Origin of the sequence: uncultured Bacteroides sp. (assembly GCF_910586915.1) — a bacterium.
GTDB lineage: Bacteria > Bacteroidota > Bacteroidia > Bacteroidales > Bacteroidaceae > Bacteroides.
In genome coordinates, this window is the sequence record NZ_CAJULN010000006.1 from 118,792 (window position 1) to 130,410 (window position 11,619).

General features: G+C 48.7%; 9 protein-coding genes. 4 read left to right on the top strand and 5 right to left on the bottom strand.

Annotation, left to right across the window (positions count from 1 at the left end; genetic code table 11):
* Nucleotides 1-9: 9 nt before the first annotated feature.
* The 4 genes from QZ331_RS04440 to QZ331_RS04455 are packed head-to-tail and all read right to left on the bottom strand — an operon-like array spanning nucleotide 10 to nucleotide 4,429.
* On the bottom strand, nucleotides 10-1,110 hold the full coding sequence (locus QZ331_RS04440) for an efflux RND transporter periplasmic adaptor subunit (RefSeq protein ID WP_294628380.1): 1,101 nt from the start codon (nucleotides 1,108-1,110) through the stop codon (nucleotides 10-12).
* A 60-nt stretch (nucleotides 1,111-1,170) separates the two neighbouring features.
* Nucleotides 1,171-2,412 (bottom strand): ABC transporter permease, encoded by a 1,242-nt coding sequence (locus tag QZ331_RS04445; protein WP_294628382.1) that lies wholly within the window; start codon nucleotides 2,410-2,412, stop codon nucleotides 1,171-1,173.
* 4 nt (nucleotides 2,413-2,416) lie between these two features.
* Nucleotides 2,417-3,676, bottom strand: coding sequence for an ABC transporter permease (locus QZ331_RS04450; protein WP_294628384.1), 1,260 nt, complete (start codon nucleotides 3,674-3,676; stop codon nucleotides 2,417-2,419).
* Nucleotides 3,677-3,712: 36 nt separating this feature from the next.
* Nucleotides 3,713-4,429 carry an ABC transporter ATP-binding protein gene (locus tag QZ331_RS04455; RefSeq protein ID WP_294628386.1) on the bottom strand — a complete coding sequence of 239 codons (717 nt, stop codon included), beginning with the start codon at nucleotides 4,427-4,429 and terminating at the stop codon, nucleotides 3,713-3,715.
* A gap of 180 nt (nucleotides 4,430-4,609) precedes the next feature.
* Between QZ331_RS04455 and QZ331_RS04460 the strand changes: the two genes are divergently transcribed.
* On the top strand, nucleotides 4,610-5,581 hold the full coding sequence (locus QZ331_RS04460; protein WP_294628388.1) for an ROK family protein: 972 nt from the start codon (nucleotides 4,610-4,612) through the stop codon (nucleotides 5,579-5,581).
* A 770-nt stretch (nucleotides 5,582-6,351) separates the two neighbouring features.
* Here the strand turns inward: QZ331_RS04460 and rplS are convergent.
* On the bottom strand, nucleotides 6,352-6,705 hold the full coding sequence (gene rplS / locus QZ331_RS04465) for a 50S ribosomal protein L19 (RefSeq protein ID WP_294628390.1): 354 nt from the start codon (nucleotides 6,703-6,705) through the stop codon (nucleotides 6,352-6,354).
* Between the two features lie 158 nt (nucleotides 6,706-6,863).
* Here rplS and QZ331_RS04470 point away from each other — a divergent pair, with 158 nt between their 5' ends.
* Genes QZ331_RS04470 through QZ331_RS04480 form a run of 3 tightly spaced genes read left to right on the top strand, consistent with a single transcriptional unit; the run spans nucleotide 6,864 to nucleotide 11,524 of the window.
* Complete coding sequence (locus QZ331_RS04470) at nucleotides 6,864-7,649, top strand: 5'-nucleotidase (protein WP_294628392.1); 786 nt, start codon at nucleotides 6,864-6,866, stop codon at nucleotides 7,647-7,649.
* A gap of 27 nt (nucleotides 7,650-7,676) precedes the next feature.
* On the top strand, nucleotides 7,677-8,507 hold the full coding sequence (locus QZ331_RS04475) for a metallophosphatase (protein ID WP_294628394.1): 831 nt from the start codon (nucleotides 7,677-7,679) through the stop codon (nucleotides 8,505-8,507).
* Entirely contained in the window at nucleotides 8,504-11,524 is a 3,021-nt protein-coding gene (locus QZ331_RS04480) for a glycoside hydrolase family 3 N-terminal domain-containing protein (RefSeq protein WP_294628396.1), read from the top strand. Before QZ331_RS04475 ends, QZ331_RS04480 begins: the two co-directional genes overlap by 4 nt.
* Nucleotides 11,525-11,619: the final 95 nt, after the last annotated feature.

Here is an 11,619-nt window from a genome sequence, read left to right on the forward strand (position 1 = left end):
GGAAGTCGGTTATTTGTCTTTTTTTTCGGCACCGCGAATGTAGTCTTGCGCAGTTATCCCTTTCTTTATCTCTATCTTGAGACCGTCGCTCATTCCCGTCGTCACTTGGGTGCGCCGGAACTGCTGTTGCGGCACGGAATCCGTCATGATATACACGAAGGTGGAATCACCACTGAATTCAACGGTACTTTCGGGCACGGCCAACACCTGTACGGCACGTTCCAATACGATTTCCGCATTGGCGGAGTAGCCGGAGCGGACTTGTACGGAATCAGGTACCGAAATGGCAGCCTTGATTTCAAACTGATTGGCCCCGTTCGTTTCCACTCCTTTGGGCGAGATGTATTCCAAGATTGCGTTGAAGGTCAGATTCTGCAATGCACCGATTGTAAGTTTTATCGGCATCTGTTCGTGGATGCGCCCCACTTCCGTTTCGTCGATGTTGCCACGGAATATCAGGTCGTTCATATTGGCTACCGTTGCAATGGTTGTCCCGTCATTGAAAGTATTGCTCATGATAACCGAGTTTCCGGCTTTTACGGGAACATCGAGAATCAGCCCGTCAATCGTAGAGCGAATCATGGTGCTGCTGAAAGACGCACTGTTTTTGGTGATTCCTTCTTTGACGATTTCGAGGTTGTCTTTGGCTGTCTGTTTCTCTTCAAGCGCCTGTTTCCAGGTGACTTCGCTCTTCTCGTACTCCTCCCTGCTTATCAATCGGCTTTCGTACAGCTTCTTGATGCGGTTGAAGTCTGTTTCGGCCTGTGTCGCATTGATTTCCGCCAACCGTACACGGCTTTCCGCCGAGTTTAGCTGACCGAGTTCGGGGATTACCTTTACTTTGGCAATCACTTCTCCCTTTTTCACTGCCTGTCCCGCTTCTTTGTACACTTTGTCGATGATACCGGAAATCTGCGGTTTGATTAAGATTTCATCTCTCGGTTCCACTTTGCCGGTGGCGACGGTGGTCTTTTGCAGGTCGGTTATTTCCGCCTTCACTGTTTCGTAGACGGTAACTTTCGGCTGGGATTTCTGATAAAGGAATACGAATGTTCCAATAAGGATGATGGCAATTACTGCCAACAATGCGATTTTCAGATACTTTTTCATGATTATGTTTATAATTTTATTATTTACTATGAATGTGGTTCGCTAATCGGCAAACTCCTCTTATTCGTCGCGGATGGCTTCAATCGGTCGGATGGCCATCGCCCGGTAGGCGGGTGCCAACCCTGCCAGCATTCCCAACGCAACCAACAAGGCACAAGTGCCTACTGCCATTCCGAAGCTGACTTGGAAATGAGTCTCTCCACCGTTTGCATTTGCTGCCATTTCTGTCAGTTGCAGTATCATCACGGCAAAGGAAATCCCGCACATTCCCGCGATGGTCGTCAGTACCATGCTTTCGGAGAGGATTTGCTGCATGATGTCTTTCGGACGTGCTCCGATGGCCCGGCGGATACCGATTTCGGTAGTACGCTCCTTCACGGTCACCATCATGATGTTCGACACCCCGATAGCGCCCGCCAACAGTGTTCCCAAGCCAACCATCCAGACTAAGATGTTGATACCGGTGAATAAGTTATCAACCATCGAAAACATAGCTTCTGCATTCAAATACATAAGCGCTTGTTTGTCATTGGGAGCGATGTAATGCGCGGCTTTGATAATCTGTTCCATTTCCGGCTGTACGTCGGACACTTTGACGCCGTGCTTCACGGTGAAACAGATTACATCAATTCGTCCGCCCAGGTTATACGTTTGCTGCATGGTGGTGAAAGGCAGGATGATGGCTTCCGATGCCTGTCCCTGTATGTTTATGTTCCCTTCGGAAGAGGACATCCCGACAATCCGGTAATAAATGCCGTCTACACGGATGTATTTGCCGCACGGGTCTTCTCCGGCTTTGAAAAGGCTCTCGTAGATTCGCTTTCCGACAACGCACACTTTGCGTGCTTCCTTGATATCGACGTCGTTGATGAATCTGCCGTAAGCCATATTCAGCGATTCGATGTGGAGGTAGTCGGGATAGAGGCCTTTGACACTGCAATCGTATTTCTTCTCCTCGTAAACGGCTTTCGACCCCCAGCGCGCCGTGGAAGGGGTGATGACTTCTATCTCTTTGACTTGCGAACGGAGACGTTCGATGTCGGTGGCCTCCAAATCCCACCATCTCCCTTTGCGGAACCCTTTATACGCTTCGCCCGTTCTTTGTGCGGCAAGGAAGCCGGAATTAGTGGCAAATCCTTCAAAGTTCTTTTTCATCATACCTTCCAATCCCTGTCCGCCGCCGATAAGGGCAACGAGCATGAAGATTCCCCAAAACACGCCGAAGGCGGTCAGCAGGCTTCTTGTCTTATTTCTTGTGATGGTGATGAGGATTTCCTCACAAGTGTCCATGTCTATTCTCATATGCTTAATCTGCTCTAAGTGCTTCAATCGGCCGGATGCTGACTGCTTTGCGGGCAGGAAACAGTCCGGCAAACGTACCGGCTATTACTAATGTAAGTGTTGCCTGTATGGCAATTTGTATGTTGACGGTGGGATTCAGGAAAACCGTTTCCGTCCACATTCCGGTGTCCATCGTCTGATGTCCGAAGGTGTTGTTCATCCATTCGGTGACGCCAATGCCTGCTACCATGCCGATGTATCCGAATAGGGTGGTGATGGTGACGCTTTCTACGATAATCAGCCAAAGGATAGAAAGCGGCTTGGCTCCTAAAGCCTTGCGGATGCCGAATTCGCGGGTGCGCTCCTTGACGGTAATCAGCATGATGTTGGATACTCCCACGATGCCGCTCAGCAGCGTGAAGATGCCGATTATCCAAATCGCTATGCGCAGCATATTCGACCCTTTCTGCTGTTGCAGGTAGTTGGTAAACCGGTTCCATATCCAGATGGCGCTGTGGTCGTCAGGGGCGAAGCGGTGGTTGGCTCCAATCACCTTGCGGTAGCGGGCTTCAAATTCCTGGTTGGCTTCCGCTGTTTCCAGGTTGCGGGTGGTCATGATAAGGTTGTTCAGCTTGTCGCCTTTGTTGTAAATCGTTTGCAGGGTGCTGAAAGGGATGTAGGCGTCGCTGTCGCCGCTATCTCCTTTATCGTTGTAGAGTCCCACCACCTGATACATGACATTGCTTGCATTTACGAACTGCCCGATAGGCTCCGTGTGGGTTTTATCGAAAAGTATTTCGGCCGTTTTCTTGTGAAGTACGATAACTTTGCGCCGCTCCCTGACGTCAATCTCGTTGATAAAACGCCCTTTGATAAGTTTCACGGCTTCCACTTCCGTATGATTGGGATATACGCCGGAAAGGCTCAGATTTACATATTCGGCTCCGAAGCTGAGGTTTACTCCGCCTTGCCAGACGGTTGCTCCCGCCTTTATGATGTGATGGGGGAAGTAGTGGCCGGTTGCATCCACGTCTTTATTGTCCAACTGTATGCGCCTTCCTTCTTTCAGGCCGTCGAAGGATTTGCTGGTCCATCCCGGAAAAATCTTGATGGAGTTCATAGCCCGTTCGGAAGCCGATTGCTCGAAAGCGTGAATCAGCCCGTTGCCTGCGCCCAAGAGGACGATAAGCATAAAGATACCCCATGCCACGGCAAATCCGGTGAGGAAAGTCCTCAGTTTGTTGCGCTTGATGGTGCTGTATATTTCTTGCCAGATATCAAACATGATGATTGTTGTTGTATAGTAGTGGTCGATTGGAGTTTATTTCATGAAGCCGTTCTTGCCGAAAGGTGAGGCGTCGTGGTCGATGTTATCTTCGATTCGTTCGATGATACCGTCTTTGATATGTATAATCTTGTCGGTCTGGTTGGCGACACCGCTTTCGTGGGTGACGACTACAATTGTCATCCCCGTTTGGTGCAAGTCTTTCAATATCTGCATCACTTCGACCGAAGTCTTGCTGTCCAATGCTCCCGTCGGTTCGTCGGCTAAGATAATCTGCGGGCGGGTGATAAGTGCGCGGGCGATGGCTACGCGTTGTTTCTGCCCGCCGCTCATTTCGTTCGGCATATGGTGTGCCCAGTCCTTCAGTCCTAAGCGGTCGAGGTATTCCAAAGCAAGCGCATTGCGTCTCTTGCGGCTCACGCCCTGGTAAAACAGAGGAAGCGCCACGTTCTCTACGGCGTCTTTGAAGGAAATCAAGTTGAACGACTGGAAGATAAACCCTATCATGCGGTTGCGGTATTCGGCGGCTTTCGTTTCGCTCAGGTTCTTGATAAGTACGTTGTTCAGGTAATACTCTCCGGTGTCGTAATTGTCGAGGATACCTAATATATTAAGCAAAGTCGATTTGCCGGAACCGGAGGCTCCCATGATGGAAACGAATTCCCCCTGTCCGATATGCAGGTCGATACCCTTGAGTACATGAAGTGGGGCTCCGTTGTGGTAGGTTTTGTTGAGGTTTGTCAGTTGTATCACAGTTTCCTTTATTTAATTTCGGTTTTCTGATAAATTTCTACTAATTAGACGAGCCCGAGATACAAAAAGTTGCAACGGGAGTGAACTTTTTTATGAAAACATTTTGTAGACTCAATCTTCTTTACGTAATTTGTATGCATTAAACTTAATAATTAACTAACCCATTTAAATAAAAGTATCATGAATTCAAACATGGAAAAACCCTACGTGGTAGGTATTGACATAGGCGGAACCAATACCGTCTTTGGGATTGTAGACGCACGCGGAACTATCATAGCCAGTGGCTCTATCAAGACAGCCGGTTGGCCTACTGTGGAAGAATATGCCGATGAGGTATGCAAGAACTTGCTTCCGTTGATTATCGCCAATGGCGGAGTCGACAAGGTGAGAGGTATCGGTATCGGTGCTCCGAACGGCAACTATTATACGGGAACAATCGAGTTTGCTCCGAACCTGCCGTGGAAAGGAGTTCTCCCGTTGGCAGCTATGTTTGAAGAAAGATTGGGTATTCCCACCGCTCTGACCAACGATGCCAATGCCGCTGCTGTGGGTGAGATGACTTACGGTGCTGCCCGTGGTATGAAAGACTTTATCATGATTACGTTGGGAACAGGTGTAGGTAGCGGTATCGTTATCAACGGACAGGTAGTGTACGGTCACGACGGTTTTGCCGGTGAGCTCGGACACGTGGTTGCCCGTCGCGAAGGCCGTATCTGCGGTTGCGGCCGCAAAGGCTGTCTGGAAACTTACTGTTCGGCTACAGGCGTGGCACGTACTGCACGCGAATTCCTTGCTGCCCGTACCGATGCAAGTTTGCTCCGTAACATCTCGGCAGAAAACATCACTTCTAAAGATGTGTACGACGCAGCCGTACAGGGCGATAAGTTGGCACAGGAAATCTTTGAATTCACAGGAAACATCCTGGGTGAAGCGTTGGCAGATGCTATCGCTTTCTCCAGCCCCGAAGCAATCGTACTGTTCGGTGGTCTGGCAAAATCCGGCGACTATATCATGAAGCCGATTCAGAAATCAATTGACGAAAATATTCTTAATATTTATAAAGGCAAAACTAAATTGCTCGTTTCCGAACTGAAAGACTCTGATGCAGCCGTATTGGGCGCCAGTGCTTTGGCTTGGGAACTGAAAGAATAATATCCATATTATATATAATAAAGGTAATGAAAATCCCCGAAAGCAATCGCTTTCGGGGATTTTTTTTGTTTGATAATCAGCTATTTCACCCTCTCAATGCCGAAAACGTTGCATACACACGCATGAACCTTATATAAAACTAATCTTTTTCCTTCGATGGCCTGTCGGCTGCCATGCGAATGTCTGTCGGTTTTCTTTCTAAAATTTATTCGTCTGACTATAGTGATCTTTTCGTCTGACTATAGTCAGACGAAAGAAACACTACAGTCAGACGCAAGTTTAACTATAGTCAGACGAATAAATTTATGCATTCCGACCGTTAGTCTGTAGGCAACGGAAAATTAAATCTTAGGCAATTCTCTGCTAACCGATTAAAATAAGATGCTCCATAATTTTGTGAATTGTATCACAAAATTATGGAGCAAGTATGCGGTGCGAAAAGATGCAGGCTCCGACAGCACAAAACCAAGATATAAACGAAGGGAATAATGATAAAAATGTGGATAACGGCGATATAATTTGATAGATAAAAAAATAACCACCAATTAACCAGAATGCATATATATTGAAAAGTAAAAATGCCCACGGTGCATTATCTGCATTTTTAGGATTATCAATAAAGCACGATGCAAATAAAATCAAAGGGGCAGCAATCACAGGAATAACAAATATATAGGCAGTCCAAAAGTACCAGTTTCTATAATCACCAATAAAAAAGGGATTCCATCTCGAATGAAATCCCTTTTTTATCACGAATCGAAGAGTTTCGCTTAGTTGTTGACTCTTTTTTCTTTGATTCTTGCTTTCTTACCGGTAAGAGCACGCAAGTAGTACAACTTAGCGCGACGAACTTTACCAATCTTGTTCACTTCAATGCTGTCGATAGCCGGTGACTCGATGGGGAAAATTCTTTCTACGCCTACGGTTCCTGACATCTTACGTACAGTAAAACGCTTCTTGTCTCCGTGACCGGCAATTTTGATAACAACACCACGGTACAACTGTACACGTTCTTTGTTACCTTCGATAATACGATATGCTACTGTCACAGTGTCACCTGCTTTGAAGCTCGGGTGCTGTTTACCGGTAGCAAATGCTTCTTCTGCAATTTTAATTAAATCCATTGTTGTTGTTATTATTAAATTGTTTCATCGTTACAACGCAACATACCAAGTATCTCTTCTCTTGACAGCGATTGCGCGAAAGCGGCGCAAAGTAACGAATTATTTGGCAGATAGCCAAATGTTTTGGTATATTTGTACTCCGTATTAAAATAGCGAACATGAAACAAATGTATGTGAAGTATCTGATAGTGGCGGCACTGGCAGGTGGATTCTTGTTCACCTCCTGCCGCTCGGCACAGGAGAAAGTGTCGCACTATCAAGTGGCGAAAGTAGAAGGCAGCATGATTCAGATAGATGCTTCCTGGGATAGTCATCCTGATAGGAAAGCCACGGAAATATTGAAACCTTATAAGGATAAGGTCGACAAGATGATGTATGAAGTTATCGGAAGCAGTGAAATGAAGATGGATAAAGGAGGTCCCGAAAGTCTGCTTTCCAATCTCGTAGCAAGCGTCTTGCAGGAGGCGGCGGCTTCGGTGCTGGGACATCCCGCCGATATGGGATTGGTGAATATGGGCGGCTTGCGTAGCATTCTGCCCAAAGGTGAAATCACCGTAGGCACTGTCTACGAAATACTTCCCTTCGAGAATTCCCTTTGTGTCCTGACAATGAAAGGAGCCGACATGAAACGTCTTTTCCAAGCCATTGCCGCACGGCACGGTGAAGGAGTGAGCGGTATTCGTATGGCAATGAACGGGAAAGGGGAATTATTGGATGCGGCAATCGGCGGTAATCCCGTAGAAGACAACCGCCTTTACACAGTAGCCACCATCGACTATCTGGCAGACGGCAACGACGGAATGGACCCCTTGTTGCAGGCCGAAACACGCGAATGTCCCGAAGGCGCCACGCTGCGCGGGCTGTTTCTCGACTATGTACGCACGCAGACCGCCCGAGGCAAAGCCATTACCTCCGTACTGGACGGGCGTATCACCTTAAAATAAGAAAGAGAACCTAACATCATGTTGAATATGAAAAGATTTCAAATCGTATTCCTGTTAAGCCTTGCAGCGAGCTGGACTTTCTCGCTGTCGGCACAAGATACCAAAGAACTGATACTGTTGCACACCAGCGATGTGCATAGCCGTATCGAACCTGTCAGCCAACACGGCGACCGCAACTACGGACTGGGAGGCTTTGTGCGCCGTGCCGCTTTCCTCGACCGTTTCCGTAAAGAACACTCCAATGTCCTGTTGTTCGATTGTGGTGATATTTCGCAGGGTACACCTTATTATAATGCATTTCAGGGAGAAGTGGAGGTGAAACTGATGAATGAAATGAGATACGACGCCATGACCATCGGCAACCACGAGTTCGACTTCGGTATGGACAATATGGCGCGTATTTTCAATATGGCGGACTTTCCCGTGGTCTGCGCCAACTACAACTTGGACGCCACACCTTTGAAGGACATCGTAAAACGATATGTCATCCTCGAAAAGCACGGTTTGAAGATTGGTGTGTTTGGCCTGGGAGCCAAGCCCGAAGGATTGATTCAGGCAAGTAAATGCGAAGGAGTGGTTTATCAAGACCCCATTAGAGTGTCGAACGACGTGGCAGCTTTGCTGAAAGAGGAAGGATGCGACGTCATCATCTGCCTGTCTCACTTAGGCATTCAGGCAGACGAGTACTTGATTGCCAACACACGTCACATTGACGTGATTTTGGGCGGACACTCGCATACTTTTATGGAAAAACCGAAAACTTATCTCAATATGGACGGAAAAGAGGTGTCACTGATGCATTCCGGCAAGAACGGGGTGCAGGTAGGACGTCTCGATTTGACTTTGCAACGTAAATGAAAATACTCTCCTCTATTTTAACGATTTTATGTCTCTGCTCGGCAACGCGGGTTGCCGGCTCGACTCAGCATACCAGTACTCCCGCCGTCGAACCTTTATTGGTATGCAAGGCCTTGCAGGATGAAGAGTGCCGCCACTGGGTAGACTCGGTGATGGGCGGCTTGTCACTGCAAGAGAAGGTAGGCCAGTTGTTTATCTACACCATTGCGCCGATAGATACCAAGCCGAATGTGGATTTGCTGCACGATGCGGTGGAAACCTATAAAGTGGGCGGACTTCTCTTTTCCGGTGGGAAAACGGAGACACAGGTCGACCTCACCAACCGGGCACAGAAGATGGCGAAAGTCCCTGTGATGATTACCTTTGATGGAGAATGGGGGTTGGCGATGCGCCTGCGCGGCACGCCTTCCTTTCCGCGAAATATGATATTGGGATGCATCACCGACAATCAACTGATTTATGAATACGGCAGCGAAGTGGCCCGGCAGTGCCGGCAGATTGGCGTACAGGTCAACTTTGCGCCGGTGGCGGATGTGAACATCAATCCAAAGAATCCGGTCATCAACACCCGTTCTTTCGGCGAAGACCCGAAGTTGGTGGCAGATAAGGTAATTGCCTACGCCTACGGTCTGGAGGGTGGGGGAGTGCTGTCTGTCTGTAAACATTTTCCGGGTCATGGCGATACCGATGTCGATTCGCATAAAGCGCTTCCGGTACTTCCTTTTACTCGCGAGCGTATGGACAGCGTAGAACTTTACCCCTTCCGGCAAGCGATTCGTGCCGGATTGGGTGGCATGATGGTGGGACATCTGCAAGTACCTGCCATCGAGCCGGCAAGCGGACTTCCCTCTTCCTTGTCGCGCAATGTCGTGCAGGGCTTGCTGACGGACGAACTGGGTTTCAAGGGACTGAAGTTTACCGATGCACTTGCCATGAAAGGGGTGGCGGGCAACGGCAGCGTCAGTCTGCGGGCACTGCAAGCCGGCAATGATATGGTACTCGCCCCGCGCAACCTGAAAGATGAGATTGCTGCTGTGATGCAAGCCATTGAGAAAGGACAGCTAAGCAAAGAGGAAATCGAGAGCAAGTGTCGGAAGGTTTTGACTTATAAATATGTATTAGGGCTTAAGGAGAAACCATTCGTCCAACTCTCCGGCTTGGCGCAACGCATCGACCGCCCGCAGACGCGCGATTTGATTCGCCGGTTGAATCAGGCGGCAATCACCGTACTCAACAATAAGAACCATATTCTCCCCCTTCATCCCGACAAAGAACAAACGATTGCTCTGCTCGAAGTAGGAAAACCGGGAGAGACGGAAGTATTTGCCAAACAGTTGTCCGCTTATGCATCGGTAGTGCGTTTCCGCCTTCGTCCCAATCAGCCGGAAGCCGAGAACCGTCGTTTGCGTGGTTTGCTGGCAGCCCATAAACGCATTGTGGTTGCCGTGAGCGAACAACGTCTGGGAACTTATCAGTCGTTCTTTGCAAAGTTCGTACCCGACAATCCGGTGATTTATTTGTTCTTTACCCCTGGTAAGGCGATGTTGCAGGTACGCAAGGCAGTGTCGCACGCATCGGCGGTCGTATTGGGGCATAGCCATCTGGGCGATGTACAGCGCCGGACAGCAGATATCCTTTTTGCCAAAGCCACGGCAGACGGACGGCTGTCGGCAAGCGTGGGTGACCTGTTTCCCACAGGTACGGGAATCACTGTCGCACCCAAGAAAACAGCTTCGCTTCCTGTTCCGGAGGAGTACGGGTTTTCGTCTTCGCTCCTCCGGGCGATAGACACCATTGCCCTCGACGGCATTCGGCAGGGCGCTTATCCCGGTTGCCAAGTAGTGGTGCTCAGAAACGGGCACACTGTGGTGGATAAGGCTTTCGGCACATATGCAGGAAAAGGAACTCCCCGTGTTGAATCTACGGATATCTATGACCTGGCATCACTCACCAAAACCACAGGTACATTGCTTGCCCTGATGAAACTCTATGACAACAAGCGCTTTGCCTTGACCGACAAGATTTCCGATTACCTCTCCTTTCTGAAAGGAACGGACAAGAAAGATATTACGATTGAGGAGATTCTCTATCATCAGTCGGGGCTACCCTCCTGGATTCCTTTTTATCAGGAAGCTATCGACAAGGAAAGCTATGAAGGCAGGTTGTTCGGCGTGCGTCGGGATGCTTGCCACACGGTGCGGATTGGTGCAAGTACATGGGCTAATCCGAAATTTAAGTTTAAGCGCGAATACATCTCTCCCGTCCCTACGGGCAACCATACGATTCGACTTTGCGACAGTCTGTGGCTGAACCGTTCGTTCCGTAAGGTGATGGAGGAGAAAATAGCGGATACTCCCTTGCGGCAGAAACGTTATGTGTACAGCGATATCGGATTTATTCTTCTGGGAATGTTGGTGGAACAGTTGGCGGATATGCCTATGGAAGCCTATCTGCAACGCGAATTTTATGCTCCGATGGGGTTGGAACGTACGGGGTATCTGCCTTTGCGGCGTTTTGCCAAATCGGAAATCGCTCCTTCCTGCAAAGACCGTTTCTTACGGAAGGAAACCTTACAGGGATACGTGCATGATGAGATTTGCGCTTTCTTTGGCGGAGTAGGAGGGAATGCCGGACTTTTCTCTACTGCCCGTGAGGTGGCGCGTGTCTATCAGATGTTGCTGAACAACGGCGAGATAGATGGCAAACGTTATCTGAGCGAAGAAACCTGCCGGTTGTTTACCACGGAAGTTTCAAAGATAAGCCGTCGGGGGCTGGGGTTTGACAAGCCGGATAAGACGGATGCGAAGAAAGGCAACTGTGCATCCGTCGCTTCTGCCGGGACGTACGGGCACACCGGATTCACCGGTACTTGTGCGTGGGTAGACCCCGCCAACGAATTGGTGTATGTCTTTCTGAGCAACCGTGTCTGTCCCGATGTCACCAACCGCAAACTGATGCAACTGCATATTCGCGAGCGGATACAAGAAGCCATTTACAAGGCGATGAAAAAGAAATAGGCAGGGAGTTCCTGCCTGGAAAATAAAGAAAGTAAAAGGCGGGTTTTCATACATTCGCCTTTTACTTTCTTTGTTTATTAATGTAATCAGTCTGT

What these genes read in the sequence shown, in the direction of transcription:
- QZ331_RS04450 (WP_294628384.1), bottom strand. Translation starts at nt 3,676, where the DNA reads ATGTTTGATATCTGGCAAGAAATATACAGCACCATCAAGCGCAACAAA.
- QZ331_RS04480 (WP_294628396.1), top strand. Translation starts at nt 8,504, where the DNA reads ATGAAAATACTCTCCTCTATTTTAACGATTTTATGTCTCTGCTCGGCA.
- rplS (WP_294628390.1), bottom strand. Translation starts at nt 6,705, where the DNA reads ATGGATTTAATTAAAATTGCAGAAGAAGCATTTGCTACCGGTAAACAG.
- QZ331_RS04470 (WP_294628392.1), top strand. Translation starts at nt 6,864, where the DNA reads ATGAAACAAATGTATGTGAAGTATCTGATAGTGGCGGCACTGGCAGGT.
- QZ331_RS04460 (WP_294628388.1), top strand. Translation starts at nt 4,610, where the DNA reads ATGAATTCAAACATGGAAAAACCCTACGTGGTAGGTATTGACATAGGC.
- QZ331_RS04475 (WP_294628394.1), top strand. Translation starts at nt 7,677, where the DNA reads ATGAAAAGATTTCAAATCGTATTCCTGTTAAGCCTTGCAGCGAGCTGG.
- QZ331_RS04445 (WP_294628382.1), bottom strand. Translation starts at nt 2,412, where the DNA reads ATGAGAATAGACATGGACACTTGTGAGGAAATCCTCATCACCATCACA.
- QZ331_RS04440 (WP_294628380.1), bottom strand. Translation starts at nt 1,110, where the DNA reads ATGAAAAAGTATCTGAAAATCGCATTGTTGGCAGTAATTGCCATCATC.